Here is a 17,227-nt window from a genome sequence, read left to right on the forward strand (position 1 = left end):
AAGGTTGTGATTTTTTGTTTGAAAAAAAATGGTTTCAATCACTAGTCGTAGCAATTTTAGTATTCCTATTAATTTTACTCATCTCTAGTGCTAATTTTGTTTTTGAACCAATTTTTGCTTATTTAACTGCTATTGCGCTTCCTTTCATTGGCGCTGGAATTCTTTATTATATTACTAAGCCACTAGTCAGATTACTGGAAAAATACAAGATACATAGAATTATTGGAATTATGATTGTCTTTGTATTAATTATTCTCGTTATCTTTTTAGTTAGTACCTATATCGCGCCAATTGTCCAAAAGCAATTTGGTCGATTAATTGATAATATTCCAAGGATGATCGATTCTACTTTTCAGTTGATCACTTATTGGCAGCAAAACCAAAATCTTATTCCACCTCAAGTTGAATCGATGATTGATAATTTCACAAGTAACCTACAATCACACCTGGAAGGGTTCTCTACTTTCATCTTTTCATTTATCGCTAATGTATTTAATTTTGTTTTTGCCATTGTTTTAGTGCCTTTCTTTTTATTCTTTATGCTTAAGGATGATCGTAAGTTTGTTCCATTTATCGCACAGTTTCTTAGTAAGCCAAAAGCAAAAAGCTTCAAACGATTAATGGGTAATATTAATCATACATTGGCAGCCTTTATTCAGGGACAATTACTGGTGAGCTTTAGTGTAGGTGTCTTACTGTTCATCGGTTATTTAATTATTGGACTGAATTATTCCTTAACACTTGCTTTGTTTGCCATGGCGATGAATGTTATCCCTTTTATTGGTCCATTTTTATCTGTTATTCCAGCAATCTTAGTTGCAGCATTCCAGGATCCAATTATGATTGTCTATGTGATTATTGTTATGGTTGCAGCACAACAATTAGAAGGAAATATTATTTCTCCAAACATTATGGGGAAAGCTTTAAGCATTCACCCACTAACTGTTATTACATTAATTTTGGGTGCGGGTAGTATTGCTGGATTTCTCGGCTTACTATTTGTTATCCCGGCTTACGCAGTTATCAAAACGATTGTCGCTCATTTTTATGAGGAATGGCGAAAAAAGCAAGATCCTGGTAATAAAAACCTTATTTAATTAGTAAGTTCTGAAGAGCGGTTATATAGGCGCGTGCAATTAAATCGTAGATTGTGTAAATAAGAGGTACGCAAAAAACCGAGCACCCTAATAGGATGCTCGGTTTTTTTATCTTTGTTTTACTCACCAGTGACTTCCGCAATTTCCTGTTTTAGCTTGTCAAATAGTTCTGGGTCAATTCCTTCCACTTCATCACGGTAAAATTCATGTACTGGTTCTGCAACTTCTTTAAATGCTGCAATTTGTTCTTCTGTTAACTCAATAATTTCAGTAGGATTCTCAGTATCTGCTTCAATAGCTTCTAATCCAGCATCATTTTGACTCTTTTGCTCTTCAAATACCCAATCTTGCATTTCAGCTACTGTTTCATCAATTAAAGTCTTCTCTGCATCAGATAGACCGTTATACCAATCTGTATTAACAGTTGTCATCGCAATATAGTTGTTATGGTGTGAAACGGTAATCGTATCCTGAACTTCATGGAAGCTTGCTGATTCAATGAAGAAGATTGGATTTTCCTGTGCGTCTACTGTTTCACGATCAAGTGCGGTGTATAATTCACCCCAGCTTAACGATTGTACAGTTGCTCCATACTCTGCATATGTTTCACGCATTAACGGTGATTCTTGGACACGCATGTTTAAACCTTCCCAATCAGATGGCTCATCAATTCCAACGTTACTTGTCCAAGCCATTGACCCTTCCGTCCAAAAAGATAATGGAGTAATGCTATGCTCTTCATATTTAGCTCTTAAATCAGTATTCAATGCTTCACTATTTGTTAAAACTTCCTGTGTTAACTCCGGTTTTGCCGGGAAGAAATAGTGTAGGGAGAAAATTTGACCATCTGGTACCTGACCACCAGTGAAACCTGGTGACATAACAGCCATTTCAATTCCACCTTGTTGTAATAGCTGTGCTTGGTCCACTTCACTACCTAATCCACCATATTCATATGGTTCCACTGTTATTGCACCATCTGTTTTTTCCGAAATACGGTTTGCAAACTCTGCAGCATATTCATATTGAACTTGTCCTTCCAACTCTTCTGTTACAAAGCCCCAAGTTTGCTCTTCATACGTTGTACCTTCATCTTCAGCAGTTTCACCAGTGTCACCAGTATCTTCGGTGTCCTGCTGTTCTGTATTATCTTCTTCGTTGTCAGCTCCCTCGTCTGCAGTGCCTTCATCATTGTCTGCTCCACCACAAGCCACTAGTAAGAATGAAAGTGACAAGATAGAAATGAGCATAAATAGAAACTTTTTGTTAAAAATGATAATTACCCCCTAGTTTTTTTAAAAATTGTATTTATAATGGGCTAAAATAAATTTAGCACCCATTAAAAACTAAATTAATACCAATGATAATTGTGGGAAAAATACTAGCAATGCCCCAATGATTAATAACATGATAATATATGGCGGTGTACTTCTTATAACTTCTAAGTAAGGTTTTTTAAACACCGCACTGGCTGTAAAAATATCAACACCAAACGGCGGTGTCGCTGAACCTAGTGCAGCCTGGAATGTAACAATGATTCCAAGGTGTATTAAATCGATACCTGCAGCTTCTGCCGAAGGAACAAAAATCGGTGTTAATATTAGGATAACAACAATTGGATCGACAAACATACATCCAATAAAGAAGAAAAGACTTACGATAATCAAGACATATAGAGCACTTGGATCTGTTCCTAACACAGCTTCTGTAATTTGCTGTGGAATCCTAGCATAACCTAGTACCCATGTGAAGAGTTGTCCACCTGCAACTAGTATAAAAACAGCAGATGTAACCAACCCTGTAGATAATGCGATGCTAGGAATACGCTTTAAAGATATTGTTTTAAAAATGAGCACTTCTAAAATAAATGCATATAAAACCGAAATACCGGAGGCTTCTACCGGTGTGAACCAGCCTTCATAAATACCACCTACAATAATAATTGGAAAGCCTAACGGCAATAATGCTTTTCTAAAAAATTTAAATCGGCTGGACCAACTTGCTTTTTCCGTTTTTGGTATTTTTTTCACTTTTGCATAAACGATACTATAGATGGTAAAAGCTAAAAATACCATGATACCTGGAATGATGCCCGCTATAAACAAATCACCAACCGAAACTCCGGAACCCGCAGCTAAAGCATAAATAATCATCCCGATACTTGGCGGAATTAATAATGCGACATCACTAGAATTGATGATAAGTGCCAATATACTCGAATCTTTATAACCAACTTTTAACAAACGTTCTCGCATCGGCCTACCAATCGCAACAACTGTAGCCTGTGTGGAGCCTGAGATAGCACCAAACAATGTACAGGATGCTGCAGTTGTGACAGCATACCCTCCACGGATGTGACCAACAAAAGAACCGATAAAATCTAATAAACGTTGCGCAGTCTTTCCATTTGTCATAATATCAGCTGCAAAAATAAATAAAGGTACAGCTAATAAAACTGGTGATTCAATCCCTGTTACTAATTGCTTCATTAATAGGTCCATATTAACTGCCGGATTAAATATCAGCATGATGATAACAGGACCAAGAATTAACGGGATCATCATTGGGAAATTTAATAGTAAAAATACGATCATTATGGATAATAATGTGGCTAACATAACATTGTCCTCTCCAGAAGTATTCTTAAATCAGCTTATACAGATGATATATCTTCCAGTTTTACATCTTTGTCCTTTGTATCGTTATAATCTACAGCGTCAACACCTAAGTAAACCTTATCTTTTGCTTTAGCAGTAAAGTTAACTATTGTGTTACGAAGGAATTGAATACCTGCGACTATGAAACCAATCGGTAAAAAGACTGACATTAAATATCTTGGTAGTTGTAGAGACGTTGTAATTGCGCCAGTATCATACTCAAACATAACAAAACTATATGTATAATAAGCCATCATAAACATAACAACAGATGTTATAAAGTTAATAACAATCATCATCACTTTTCTTACTTTAAATGGTGCAAAATCGTAAAAAGCGGACATGCTAATATGGCGACCTTTTCTTGCAGCATATCCTATTCCCATAAACGTCGCGATAACAATAGCAAACTTACTTACCTCATAAGCAAAATAAAATGCGCCTGAATTAAAAATCTCACGTGCAATTACATTACCAATGATCATAATTGAAATAAGGATTACAGAAAAGCTTAAAATCCATTCCTCTAATTTCATGACGGCTTTATCTAAAATTTGAAAAAATTTCAATCTATCAGTTCCTCCTTAAGTAGGATAAAAACCTCTTATTCACCAGACTACTATAATCTTACAAAAATGTTTATGTTTGTACAAATCCATTGTGTTCCTATTATTTGTTAAATTTCTATAAATTTTGGAATTTCTATTTAATGAATCATTTTAATGAACATATAGACCCAAATACTCTCAATATATTCTGAATACTCTAAAATTGGAAAAGGTATACATTCCGTTCGATGGTTTTTATCCCAATACATGCATTAGCTTAAACAATATCTAGTAATAAGGCGTTACTTTTCTACTACGTGTATAATCACCTATTTTTAAGCATTTCATTCTTTTCATAAACCTTTTGTAATAGGAAATCATACTCATGCCTCTAATATCCACTTTATTGCAAATGATTTAGTTTTTTTAACTGACATTTGATAGTATAAAAAAAGAGGTTAAATTGTAAAGAGGAGTGTTAGGATGACAAGGAAAGCGTTGCAGGATAGAATTAATGAGGTAAAGTCGGATTACATACGAATTCAGGGTGATTTAGAGAAATTGGACTCCGTTGGCGGGAATACTGCCAATGCAGAGAAGCAACTAGAGGAGTTGGAGAAGGAGTTAGATTCCTTAAATAAAAAGATGGCAGAGCTGAAGGAATAGTTACTTATTTAACAGAAAGGCTTTGTTAAAGTTCGGTGTTGATGTTTGGATGCCTAATGGATAGCGGATTGACAAAACATATAGGCATTGGTAGTATAATTCTGCTTTTTATATTCACACCCACTAAAAATAATAGGACATCAAGCAAATTTTGACGGAGGTTACACCATGAACAGACATACTTTTTTTATCGGTTTTATGCTTTTCGCATTGTTTTTTGGTGCGGGAAACCTTATTTATCCTCCTACGTTAGGGATAGAAGCAGGTACCTCTTATTGGTCGGCAATGACCGGCTTTATTATCACCGGTGTTGGATTACCAATTCTAGCCATTGCCGCAATCGCTGTTATTAGTGATAAAACAACGGAAATTGGTCATCAGATTAACCCTACGTTCGGGATTATTTTTTCTTCGATTATTTATTTAGCAATTGGACCCTTTTTCGGGATACCTCGAGCAGCGAATGTAGCCTTTGAAATGGGAGCCCAACCATTTATGCGTACTTATTCGAATACAGCATTAACTCTAGCACTATTTACCATTCCTTTTTTCATCGCTGTATACTTTTTAAGCTTATATCCATCAAAGCTAGTGAATCATATTGGCCGGTGGCTGACTCCTATTTTAGTTGTTGCCATCGCAGCACTCAGTATCGGTGGAATATTTCTGCTTAATACCAATGTACAGGCCCCAGGTTCAAAGTATGAAACTTACCCATTTTTCACCGGATTTGTAGAAGGTTATTTAACGATGGATGCAATTGCTGCATTAGCATTCGGGATTATTGTCGTAACAGCCTTCAAAAATGCTGGATTGAGCAATCGGAAAGACATGGTAGTTTCAACGATTAAAGCAGGAATTATTTCAGGTATTGCCTTAACGCTCGTCTATAGTTCGATTGGCTGGGTCGGTGCAAAAATGGATCCCGTGGGAACGTTTGATAATGGCGGACAAGTTCTTTCTACTGCTTCTGAAATTGTCTTTGGTCTCTATGGAAAAGTTTTATTAGGAGTAATCGTCGCCTTAGCCTGCTTAACTACATCGATTGGTTTGACAGTTGCCTGTGGGCAATATTTTTCACAACGAACAAACATGGATTATCGACCGATTATCCGAATTGTTACAATTGCCAGTCTTGTTATTGCAAATTTAGGGTTAACCCAGATTATTTCGATATCTGTTCCAGTGTTATCCATCATTTACCCCATTGCGATTGTTTTAATAATATTAACGATTTTTCAAGCTTCCCAAAACATACAAAGATTGGCTGTCCTTTTCACTGCAGTAATAAGTATTTATCAAGGGTTAACTGCCTTTCAAATCAATCTAGCAGCCATTGACGATCTTATCGAAATGCTGCCTTTATATACGTTAGGACTAGCTTGGATTGTGCCTGCCATTATAGGCGGCGGGATTGGCTGGGTATTGGATCATCGATAGCTGAAAACTGATTCCGTAAAGTTTAGTTTCGTAAAAGGATGGATCTCATGTTAACAAAAGCACAGCAACTACTAAAAGAATATTACGGCTTCGATGAATTCCGTCCAGGGCAACAGGAAGTCATCGAACAATTATTACAGCAGCAAAATGCTTTAGCGATTATGCCTACTGGAGGGGGAAAATCACTTTGTTATCAAATTCCTGGTCTGACCATGAATGGAACAGCTGTGATTGTTTCCCCCTTAATCTCGCTCATGAAGGACCAGGTGGATGCACTAGCATCGCTTGGCATTCCCGCTACCTACATAAATAGCTCCTTAAGCAATGAAGAACAGCAGCACCGGTTACATATGCTTCGTGAAGGCCGTTACAAGTTTCTTTATGTTGCTCCGGAGAGGTTTGAGCAACCTGCTTTTATAGAAACGTTAAAAAATATCTCGATATCTTTACTAGCCTTTGATGAGGCGCATTGTATTTCTCAATGGGGACATGATTTTCGTCCGAGCTATCGTTCCATTGTACCTACATTGAAAAAAATCCCATCGATTCCGGTTATCGTTGCTTTGACTGCAACAGCGACAGATGAAGTAATCCAAGATATTCAGCGATTGCTACATATTCAAGATCAACAAGTAACAAACACCGGTTTTGCTAGAGAAAACTTATCGTTTCATTTACTAAAAGGAAGAGATAAGCAAGCTTTTATTCTAGAATATGTTGAGCAACGTAAGCAAGAATCAGGGATTATCTATGCGACAACGAGAAAACAAGTCGATCAGCTTTATAACTATTTAAGAAGCAGGGGATTTGCTGTTGCAAAATATCATGCTGGCCTATCAGAACAAGATCGTAAGCAGGCGCAAAATGCATTTATCCAAGAAGAAAAGTCGATCATGGTTGCAACGAATGCTTTTGGTATGGGGATTGATAAGTCCAATGTCCGTTATGTGATCCATTATGCAATGCCGATGAATATTGAATCCTATTATCAAGAGGCTGGTCGAGCTGGGCGAGATGGGGAACCGAGTGATTGCCTATTGCTGTTTTCTGGGCAAGACATTCAATTGCAGAAATTTTTGATTGAACAATCTCTAATGGATGAAGAAAAGAAAGTCAATGAGTATAAAAAACTGCAAGCAATGATTAACTATTGCCATACCCATAGTTGTTTACAAACATTTATCCTTCACTATTTTAACGATTTTAGTACAAGCGAAGATTGCGGAAGATGTACGAATTGTACGAGTGATTTAGAGCGTAAGGATATGACAACAGAAGCACAAATGGTCCTTTCCTGTGTCAAGCGGATGGGAGAAAGATTTGGAGCTGGCATGACAGCGAAAGTGCTAAAAGGGTCAAAGGATAAGAAAGTTAATTCCTTTCAACTGAATAAATTAACGACATATGGCATCATGTCGAAGCATACAGAAAAGGAAATTACCAACTTTATTCATTTCCTTGTCGCTGAGGATATTTTATCCGCAGGGGACCAAAGATTTCCAACCCTTAAGCTGACTAAAAAAGCAGCAGCTGTGTTAAAGGGCCAAAAGCAAGTTTGGATGCAGGTTGGAAATATTGAGCTCTCCGAATCTACCGACTACGATACAGCTTTGTTTGAAGAGCTGCGTTCCCTTCGTAAGCAAATTGCCGATGAAGAGAAGGTTCCACCTTACGTGTTATTTTCAGATGCAACAATAAAGGAAATGTGCAGATATTTTCCGAAAACAAAGGATGCCATGCTACAAATTAAAGGTGTCGGACAAAAGAAATACGACCAATACGGGGAACAGTTTATGTCAGTAATTACGCAATCGGCAGGGGCAATCAACGAAAAAACTGTTGTATCCAAACCCGCACCCACCCTTACTGAAAATAAGGAGCCTAGTTACCTGATCAGTTACAATCTGTTTACTAATGGAAACGGATTGAAGGCAGTAGCTGATGAGAGACAAATTACGGAGCAAACGGTTGTAAATCATCTGTTAACAGCTTACAAAAATGGATATCAACTAGACTGGTCTACATTTTTTAATGAGGAGCAGGAAATCGAAGTGCTAAGGGTCAGAGATACGCTTGAGGAACCAAAGCTAAAGCCTTTAAAAGAGCAGCTTCCAGAGGATTTTGATTATACAGTGATTCGCGCGGTACTCGTTAAAAATGAATTCTTATAGTTAGAAAAGCTGGGTCGAGTGCCTGGTCTCACGAATCGCTCGGGACCTTCGTGACATATAAAGAAGGAGCAGACGAAATGATCTGCTCCTTTTTTATATTACGCGTTAAAATCTAACGCCCAAGTCCCATCACGGAATACCGGTTCTGATTTCCCATCTGCTGTTACACCATCAATGTTTAAATCAGCAGATCCAATCATGAAGTCCACATGGGTAAGGCTATCGTTTACCCCATGTTTATCCAGCTCTTCCTCATTCATTTCAGATCCACCCTTAAGGTTTGTTGGATATGCTTTCCCTAAAGCGATGTGACACGATGCATTTTCATCAAACAATGTGTTGTAGAAAATTAACCCAGATTGAGAAATTGGCGACTCATGCGGAACGAGCGCTAACTCACCCAAGCGACTAGAACCGTCATCTGTTTCTAACAAGTGCTTTAATGTCTCATAACCCTGCTCCGCCTTATAGTCGACCACTTTTCCATCCTTGAATGTTAAGCTAAAGTTATCAATCACATTTCCACCATAGTTTAGAGGCTTTGTACTGGACACCGTGCCATTCACCCCATACTTATGTGGCATTGTGAACACTTCTTCGGTTGGCATATTTGGATTAAAATCGATATCCGTACCTGCTAATTTAGCCGATCCGCCCTTCCAAATATGTCCCTCTGGTAATTCAAATGTAATATCTGTTCCTTCCGACTTAAAAACTAGCTTCTTATACTGTCGTTTATTTAAAAATTCCCTAGCTTTTCTTAATGTTTTATTGTGTTCATCCCAAGCTGCAACAGGATCTTCTTTATCCACACGAACAATTTTAAAAATTTGGTCCCAAAGGCTTTCGATTGCCTCTTCCTTTGTTTTATCCGGAAAGATTTTTTGCGCCCAGTCTCCAGTTGGAATGGAAATAATCGACCATGGAATTCGATCGTTCATCGTGTATTTTCTAAATTCCTTCATTGCTTCTGCCCCAGCCTTCGTTGCCTTAGCAACACGTCCGGGATTAATATCCTTTAATAAATCTGGATTTGTAGACCGAATCGCTAGTAGTGCAGCGCCGTCCTCCGCATAATACAGGTGCTTATCCACTTGCCATTGTGGAATCGTTGTCAAAACTTCCTCAGGGGCATTCTCATATTTTAACAATGTAATTTCATCATCTGTCCAGTTGATATGTACATTTTTAGCGCCGAGCTCATAAGCCTTTCTTACAACAACTCGTGTAAATTCCACACCTTCAATCGATGAATTAATGACAAGCGCTTGACCTTTTTGTAAATTCACCCCAGTGCGCAGTGCTAACTCTGCATACTTTTCTTGCATTTGTTTATCTGCCATCACATTCCCTCCATTATTCTGTATCTATTTCATAATAAGCTGAGACTGTCCCATAGGGGTCTGACCCCTTTGTTGTTGGGGCAGCCTCATCTCATACTCTGAAGCTATTATTCCACAAAAGATCAAAATCATAAAGCTTAAGTACTTTTGTAGCTATTTAAGCATTTTCGTTTTCTATCTCCTCAATTAACATCGATAGTTCCGTCCAACGATCCATCGCATATTCTAGCTTTTCCTCGATCACTCGTTGTTCGTCGTATAGCTGCTGGACCTTTTCCAAATCACTGCCCGCCGCTGCAATATCAGCTTTTATTTTTTCCAGCTTGTCCTCTAATTCCGTAATCCGGTCTTCAATTCCATCCCATTCCTTTTGGTCATTATAGGAAAGCTTTTTTCTTCTAGTTGGTTGCTTAGTTTGGTGATTCTGCTTATTTGTTTTTTCTGTTTGCGCTTTCGTTTCTGTGACCTGCTGCAAATATTCCGAATAATTGCCATAAAAGGTTCTCGTACTGCCATTCCCTTCAAAAGCAATCAACTGATCAACCACACGATCTAAAAAGTATCGATCGTGTGAGACAGTGACAACGACACCAGGAAATTGATCTAAATAATCTTCTAGCACACCTAGCGTTTGCGTATCTAAGTCATTGGTTGGTTCATCAAGAAAAAGAACGTTAGGCTCACTCATCAGCACTCGCAATAGATAGAGCCTTCTCCGTTCCCCTCCGGACAGCTTACGAATATACGTCCATTGTTGGGAACGCGGGAACAAAAATCGTTCCAGCATTTGTTCTGCTGTAATGACCTCTCCCTTCGCTGTATGAATAACTTCTGCTTCCTCACGTATATACTCAATCACACGCAGGTTCTCATCCATTTCCGAATGGTCCTGTGTATAATAACCAATTTTCACTGTCGGGCCAATTTCAATTTGCCCGCTATCTGCAGAAGTTCGATTCGCCATTATATTTAATAAGGTTGTTTTTCCACTCCCATTCGGTCCAATGATGCCAATCCGATCACCCGGCGTAATCAAGTAGTCAAAATCTTTTATAATCGCTCCGTCGCCATAAGACTTTTCAATACCTTCTAACTCGATTACTTTTTTCCCGAGGCGGGTCGAACCAGCTTGAAAATCTACCTGTTCTGAGCTTGTATCAAACTTTGTTTCCTTCATATCCTCCACACGTTGAATCCGTGCTTTTTGTTTCGTCGTTCTAGCTTTTGCACCTCTTTTTAACCAAGCAAGTTCTCGTTTTAACGTGTTTTTATGCTTTTGTTCATTTTGAAGTTCCTGTTCCTCACGCTCGGCTTTCTTTTCCAAAAAGGTTTCATAGTTTCCTTCATAAATATATAAATTCCCTTTATCCAGTTCATAAATCCGATTCGTTATTCGATTTAAAAAATAACGATCGTGCGTCACTAGAATGATGGCACCTTTATATTGTGGCAAGTAGCTTTCTAACCATTCAATCGTTGGATTATCGAGATGGTTCGTCGGTTCATCCAAAATTAATAGATCTGCCGGTTGAATGAGTGCACTTGCAATGGCTACCCGCTTTTTTTGACCACCAGAAAGCTGACTGATTTGTTTATCAAAGGCTGTTATTCCCAGCCTTGTTAACACTGTTTTAGCAGCTGTATTGGCATCCCATGCATCCTGCTGCTCCATTTGCTGCTGCACTTGAAGCAGTTTATTTTGTAAGGATTCATTGTTCGGATTCGCCTCTAATTCTAACAATGTCTTTTCGTAGTGGCGCATCACCTTCATTAAATCCGATTCGCCATAATAGATTTGCTCCAATACGGTTAAATCTTCATTTAATTGTGGCTCCTGACTTAAATACTCCACATGAAAATCATTGGCATGCTTGATCGACCCCTGTTCCGATGAGTCCAACCCTGCTAGCACTTTTAATAATGTTGATTTACCTGTTCCATTTACACCGATTAAACCAATTCTCTCTCTTTCTTCGATTGTAAACGAAATCGAATCAAATAATACCTTGTCTCCATATGATTTATACAAATTTTCTACGGATAATATGCTCATAAAATGTCACCTTTCAAACTTACCAATATGTAAACATTATATAAGAATGTCGGATTAGTTAAAACTGTTAGCTACTATTATGCTTTTGGTAAGTTCTGACCTCTACGTTTTTTCCTTTAAAAAGAAAAAATAGAACCTCTATGAGATTCTATTCTGATCTTGCAGTTACATGCTATTTTATTTAGAAAGAATCTCATTTCATGGATCTACAATGTATCAATATAAAATTACTTCGTATAAAATTCGATGGAACGTCTAAATTACTAATGGTTAACGCTACATCGGTTATGGTAAACGACTCTAATGGAATATGCGCCATATTTACTATTTCTCGCTAATATGCTATTCTAAAGGTAACATAGTTATAGTTACTTTTAGTAAGTAAAGTGTATATTAGTCAGGTTAAGCTGTCAACATAGATAAACAAAGTGCTTCGTGTTCGTAAAAAAGCAGGGGTGATGAAGACGATGAAAGAATTATGTCCGCGATTTGAAAAAGCAATGCAGCTTTTCAGCAAGAGGTGGGTTGGCTTAATACTATTTGAATTACTTGAGGGTCCCAAACGTTTTTCTGAAATGGAGTCAGAGCTTCCTGTCAGTGGCAGATTATTATCGGAACGATTAAAAATGCTAGAACAGGAACAAATCATCGAAAGAAAGGTATATTCTGAATTTCCTGTACGGATTGAATATGCACTTACGGATAAAGGAAAAGCATTAGATCCTGTTATTAAGGAAATTCAATCATGGTCGGAAAGCTGGATTACAAAAAAAGAAGTGGAAAATAGTAACCTATAATTTCAGACAGAAAAGCCGCCTTTGAAGCGGCTTTTTTTCCACTTCTATGAATAGTTTTATCTGGTCCCTCGCAAAGTAAAGATACCCACCATACCACTTTTGCTAGATTTTTTTCAACGAAGGGAACGGTTCACATGGAAAAAAAAGATATAAAATATATTCAGCATCATTATCTGTCAACAACTTCCCCGGTACACCGCAAGCAGCTCGGTCAGTATTTCACCCCAGCTTTTATTTCTGATCTATTTGTACAATGGATTACTGCTTGCCCACATATCGATACTGTTCTTGAACCCTCCATTGGACTGGGCCATCTCGTTGAATCCCTGCCAGACGATATAAAAGTTGAAGGATATGACATTGACCCATTGATTTTATCCGCTGCCCAACAATACCTCCAACACAAACCGAACCTTATTCTGCACGAACAGGACTTCCTTATGAGTAATTGGGAACAATCCTACGATGGAATTGTTTGTAATCCTCCGTATGTCACGTTTAGAAAATTAAAGGAGAAAAAACTCTATAATCAGCTTTTCCAAGAACAACTAGGGATGAAGTTCTCTGGCTTCAGTAACCTTTATGCTTTCTTTCTTTTTAAGGCGCTCCATCAACTAAGCTCTAATGGTCGTGCTGCGTTTATTGTACCTTCTGATTTCCTTAATGCTGGCTATGGTGAAAAAATAAAATCCTTTTTCCTAAATGAACAAAACTTACATCTTATCGTTGTCGCTGACTTTAAGCAAGGGTGGTTTGATGATGCGATAACTACTTCCTGTTTGTTATTTTTTGATAATCAAGTAAAGGCTGAACAAATGGAATTCATCCAAATTTCTCAGCCTTCAGAGATACATACGGTTCAGCATCGCTTGAAAAATTTTTATGAAGGCGAATCAATTGGAAAGACAGTCCCCTATCACCAATTAGATCCATCGATTAAGTGGCGAGCGTTTTATCAAAATCGTGTCAAATCTGACTTTCAGGGATTAAAACCCCTATCTACATTTGCCAAAGTCACACGAGGAATTGCAACGGGGGCGAATCACTTTTTTTGCTTTGATGAAGAAAAAAGACAAGCATGGGGATTGGGTTCAACCTATTTCCGACCGTGTGTGACGAAATCTCATCAATTGAAGACGAACTTTTTTTCGACCGAGAATTATCAACAATTGGTTTCCGATGGGGCACCTGTTCAACTGTTAACGATTCAAGAAAAAGATTCGCTTGATCCTAACGTTCACAAGTACCTTACTTTCGGAGAGGAAAATAAAGTGAACGAGCGGTATTTAACAAAAAATCGTAGGCCATGGTATAAAAGTGAACATCGAGAACCTGCACCGATACTTGTTAACGTTTTCAGCCGTAATCAGTTACGGTTTATTCGTAATGAAGCTAACGTATATCATTTGACTGCGTTTCATGGTATTTATGTACATCCAGCCTATGACAAGGAAACGGACATTTTGATGGCTTATTTTTTAACGGATATCTGTCATCAGATTGTTGAAGAGCAGCATCGTGAATATGGAAGTGGCTTAAAAAAGTTGGAACCGAATGATTTAAATCAAGCACCTGTCATTGATTTAGATGAGATTTCTACCGTAGACAAACAGATGATTCGAAAGCTTTATGCGAACATTCGCAATCAACAGCTTCAAAAAAAGGTAATAGAACCTTCAGATGCATTAGAGGAGCTCAACCAGATTTTTAAACAGCTGATGATTAAAAACAAATAGGATTTACCCGCTACTTAAGCAGAAAAAACTACTTTTCCATCCATGCTAACTTATGGAAAAGCAGAGCCAAACTTTCTTGCTACTTCCTTCGACCTTTTTCTTCTTTCTCTTCTTTGCTCTGCTCGCTGGGCTGCATCTTGATGTAAATATTTTTCTTCCTCTGATTCCGGATACACACCAGGTACTGTGGTTGGTTTGTGGTTTTCATCAAGGGCAACCATTGTCATGTATGCTGTTGCACAAACCGTCCTCGTTTGGTTCACTACATTTTCTGTTATTGCTTTAACGAACACTTCCATTGACGTTTGATGTGTCCATGTGACAAATGCTTCCAGGCAAATCGTGTCTCCATCTTTTACCGGATGCAGAAAGTCTACGGAATCGGTTGAAGCGGTAACGACATGCCGTTGTGCGTGCCTCGTAGCAGCAATCGCAGCGATCTCGTCAATATGTGCCATTAGTTTCCCACCAAATAACGTTCCATAGCTGTTTGTATCAGGTGGTAATACGAAAGCAGTTTTTACCGTTAAGGATGCAGCACATGGTTTTGATTTCATCGTTTTTGCCTCGCTTTCCATCTTTTCTTAAAGAATAGGTGATATTAATCTTGAAATAGATTCCTTAAAACGTACCCATAAAGACCGCTGCTGATAAAGTTTAAGCGTTAACTGTGAGGATAAGATAATATCTTTTTTAAATTCTTCTACTAGCCTTGCTGCCAATGTCTCATCATATAAAAATGCATTGATTTCAAAATTTAAACGAAAGCTCCGCACATCGATATTCGCTGTTCCAACGGAGGCAATTGTCCGATCAACAACTATTGACTTAGAATGGAGAAATCCATTTTGATAGATATAGACCTTTGCTCCTGCCTTCAATAACTCACCAATATAAGACAGCGTTGCCCAATAAACAAACGGATGATCTGGCTTATTTGGGATCATAATTCGAACATCAACACCAGACATAACGGCTATTTTCAGGGCATCAGCAAGGCTGTCATCCGGGATGAAATATGGTGTCTGAATAAACACATGCTCCTTGGCACCTAAAATCATTTTGATATAGCCATTTTTAATTTGTTCCCATTCCGAATCAGGTCCGCTCGAAACAATTTGAATGCCGATTTCTCCACTCGGTTCTGAAGCATAATACCTATCCTCATAAACGATGGCATGCTGTGAAGCCTGATTCCAATCTAAAATAAAACGGGTTTGCATTTGCTGAACGGCTCCACCGGTAATTTTTAAATGTGTATCACGCCAATAGCCAAAACGTTTATTAAAGCCCAAGTATTCGTCACCAATATTAAAGCCACCTATATATCCTATTTTCCCATCGATAATGGCCAGCTTTCGATGATTTCGATGATTAATCTTAAGGTTGACTTTTGGAATCAATGGAGGGAAAAACGACTCTACCTCCACACCAGATTTTTGTAATTTTTTGATAAATTTACGACTTAACGTTCTAGACCCCAAATCATCAAATAGTAACCGAACCTGAACGCCTTCGTTTACCTTTCTGATTAAAGCTTCTGACACTCGCTCTCCAAGTCCATCATTACGAATGATGTAATAGAGCAAATGAATATGGTCCTTTGCTCCTTCTATATCATTTAACAAGGCATGGAATTTCTTTTCTCCATCTGTAAATACTTCTACATCGTTATCTTGGGTAAAAATTGCATCATCATTTCTTAAATGTAAATAAAATAAGTCCTTGTACGGGAGGAGACTCTGTTGATGAATTTGGAACGTACCTTTTTCTAAAGCACGTAACTGCTGCTGCACTACTTTTTTTACCCCAAGTCTACTCTTCGTATCCCAAGTGAAAATTGTTTTATTACTCAATTTTCTTCCAAAAATAAGATATAAAATAAATCCGACTACAGGAATGAATAATAATACCATTAACCATGCCCAAGTTGCAGTGGCATTTTTTCGCTCTAAGAAGACAATCGTTAGGGCTAATAGTATGTTAAAGAATAAAAGCGATCCTAATAAATACGACATAACATCCACATTAAAGCCCCCTAATCGGAATTCCACACCTACCCATAATATAGCATATATGTACAATTCCTTGACATCATTCCGTTTACTTTTCTCTATTCCAATTAGCCATTTGCCTTTCCGGCTTTCCTATACACAGGCTTGGGCTTCATTTATTTCCAACTGTTGACTCGAGTAATGGTGATTTGGTTGGAAAAACTGATAGAAGAAGTCGTTCAATGGTTTTAATTAAGAAGGAGGATAAACATTGGCAAACAAATTTACGGTTAGTGGTACGAATATAGATGACGTGAAAAAGAAAAATCAGCATTCGGGGATGTCTTATAATGAAGCCAAGGAATATATAGCAAGAACAACAGGCGGTCACAACACGAACAAATTTAGTAACACGAATGCGGAACAAGTTCGAAACGAAATACAGCAGAACCAGCGATGATTTTTCCTACTATCTTTGAAGCAGAAGAATACACAAAATTGTTCACTTAGCCGAATGAGGATCCACTTTATTGATTTGGCGGATTCTCCTTCCGTTATTTACTCTAAAACCATCGTTTTAAGCATGGTTTAGGATTCTCGTTCCGTTATTTGCCTTTTTCAACCCAACATTTCATCAACTTTGTGCTATTAACGGAACCAGAATCCGACTCCCCCCTATTGTGACAGCTTTTTTTCGATTTAGCGGAACGAGAGCCCACTTTATT

At 37.9% G+C, this 17,227-nt stretch carries 14 protein-coding genes; 7 read left to right on the forward strand and 7 right to left on the reverse strand.

The genetic code is table 11. The features are described from left to right. The first annotated feature begins 14 nt into the window (after positions 1 to 14). Positions 15 to 1,097 (forward strand): AI-2E family transporter, encoded by a 1,083-nt coding sequence (locus tag JOC48_RS04885; protein WP_204497954.1) that lies wholly within the window; start codon positions 15 to 17, stop codon positions 1,095 to 1,097. A 119-nt stretch (positions 1,098 to 1,216) separates the two neighbouring features. On the opposite strand, the gene dctP is transcribed toward JOC48_RS04885, so the two are convergent. The 3 genes from dctP to JOC48_RS04900 all read right to left on the reverse strand — a co-directional run bounded on the left by dctP (position 1,217) and on the right by JOC48_RS04900 (position 4,323). Then, positions 1,217 to 2,377 carry a TRAP transporter substrate-binding protein DctP gene (gene dctP, locus JOC48_RS04890; RefSeq protein WP_204498120.1) on the reverse strand — a complete coding sequence of 387 codons (1,161 nt, stop codon included), beginning with the start codon at positions 2,375 to 2,377 and terminating at the stop codon, positions 1,217 to 1,219. Between the two features lie 66 nt (positions 2,378 to 2,443). Continuing rightward, positions 2,444 to 3,715: a TRAP transporter large permease gene (locus JOC48_RS04895; protein WP_204497955.1), complete on the reverse strand. Its 1,272-nt coding sequence runs from the start codon at positions 3,713 to 3,715 to the stop codon at positions 2,444 to 2,446. A 35-nt stretch (positions 3,716 to 3,750) separates the two neighbouring features. Then, positions 3,751 to 4,323, reverse strand: a complete 573-nt coding sequence (locus JOC48_RS04900) for a TRAP transporter small permease (protein WP_204497956.1) — start codon at positions 4,321 to 4,323, stop codon at positions 3,751 to 3,753. A gap of 462 nt (positions 4,324 to 4,785) precedes the next feature. On the opposite strand from JOC48_RS04900, the gene JOC48_RS04905 reads away from it, so the two are divergent. The 3 genes from JOC48_RS04905 to recQ all read left to right on the forward strand — a co-directional run bounded on the left by JOC48_RS04905 (position 4,786) and on the right by recQ (position 8,579). Continuing rightward, the gene (locus JOC48_RS04905) at positions 4,786 to 4,968 is read left to right on the forward strand and encodes an SE1832 family protein (RefSeq protein WP_204497957.1); all 183 of its coding nucleotides are present in this window, start codon (positions 4,786 to 4,788) and stop codon (positions 4,966 to 4,968) included. 168 nt (positions 4,969 to 5,136) lie between these two features. Beyond that, positions 5,137 to 6,408, forward strand: coding sequence for a branched-chain amino acid transport system II carrier protein (gene brnQ / locus JOC48_RS04910; protein ID WP_204497958.1), 1,272 nt, complete (start codon positions 5,137 to 5,139; stop codon positions 6,406 to 6,408). Between the two features lie 47 nt (positions 6,409 to 6,455). Then, positions 6,456 to 8,579: a DNA helicase RecQ gene (gene recQ / locus JOC48_RS04915; RefSeq protein WP_204497959.1), complete on the forward strand. Its 2,124-nt coding sequence runs from the start codon at positions 6,456 to 6,458 to the stop codon at positions 8,577 to 8,579. A gap of 98 nt (positions 8,580 to 8,677) precedes the next feature. Here the strand turns inward: recQ and JOC48_RS04920 are convergent, their stop codons facing one another. Next, positions 8,678 to 9,922: an aminopeptidase gene (locus JOC48_RS04920; protein ID WP_204497960.1), complete on the reverse strand. Its 1,245-nt coding sequence runs from the start codon at positions 9,920 to 9,922 to the stop codon at positions 8,678 to 8,680. 157 nt (positions 9,923 to 10,079) lie between these two features. After that, the gene (locus JOC48_RS04925) at positions 10,080 to 11,975 is read right to left on the reverse strand and encodes an ABC-F family ATP-binding cassette domain-containing protein (protein ID WP_204497961.1); all 1,896 of its coding nucleotides are present in this window, start codon (positions 11,973 to 11,975) and stop codon (positions 10,080 to 10,082) included. Positions 11,976 to 12,442: 467 nt separating this feature from the next. On the opposite strand from JOC48_RS04925, the gene JOC48_RS04930 reads away from it, so the two are divergent. Next, positions 12,443 to 12,772 (forward strand): winged helix-turn-helix transcriptional regulator, encoded by a 330-nt coding sequence (locus JOC48_RS04930; RefSeq protein ID WP_204497962.1) that lies wholly within the window; start codon positions 12,443 to 12,445, stop codon positions 12,770 to 12,772. Positions 12,773 to 12,906: 134 nt separating this feature from the next. Then, positions 12,907 to 14,508 carry an HsdM family class I SAM-dependent methyltransferase gene (locus tag JOC48_RS04935; protein WP_204497963.1) on the forward strand — a complete coding sequence of 534 codons (1,602 nt, stop codon included), beginning with the start codon at positions 12,907 to 12,909 and terminating at the stop codon, positions 14,506 to 14,508. Between the two features lie 50 nt (positions 14,509 to 14,558). Here the strand turns inward: JOC48_RS04935 and JOC48_RS04940 are convergent, their stop codons facing one another. Both JOC48_RS04940 and cls read right to left on the reverse strand, forming a co-directional pair. Next, positions 14,559 to 15,065 (reverse strand): acyl-CoA thioesterase, encoded by a 507-nt coding sequence (locus JOC48_RS04940; RefSeq protein ID WP_204497964.1) that lies wholly within the window; start codon positions 15,063 to 15,065, stop codon positions 14,559 to 14,561. A gap of 27 nt (positions 15,066 to 15,092) precedes the next feature. Then, positions 15,093 to 16,526 carry a cardiolipin synthase gene (gene cls, locus JOC48_RS04945; protein WP_239584219.1) on the reverse strand — a complete coding sequence of 478 codons (1,434 nt, stop codon included), beginning with the start codon at positions 16,524 to 16,526 and terminating at the stop codon, positions 15,093 to 15,095. A 247-nt stretch (positions 16,527 to 16,773) separates the two neighbouring features. Here cls and JOC48_RS04950 point away from each other — a divergent pair, with 247 nt between their 5' ends. Continuing rightward, positions 16,774 to 16,962 (forward strand): gamma-type small acid-soluble spore protein, encoded by a 189-nt coding sequence (locus JOC48_RS04950; RefSeq protein ID WP_204497966.1) that lies wholly within the window; start codon positions 16,774 to 16,776, stop codon positions 16,960 to 16,962. Positions 16,963 to 17,227 lie beyond the last annotated feature (265 nt).

Source organism: Aquibacillus albus, from assembly GCF_016908325.1.
GTDB lineage: Bacteria > Bacillota > Bacilli > Bacillales > Amphibacillaceae > Aquibacillus_A > Aquibacillus_A albus.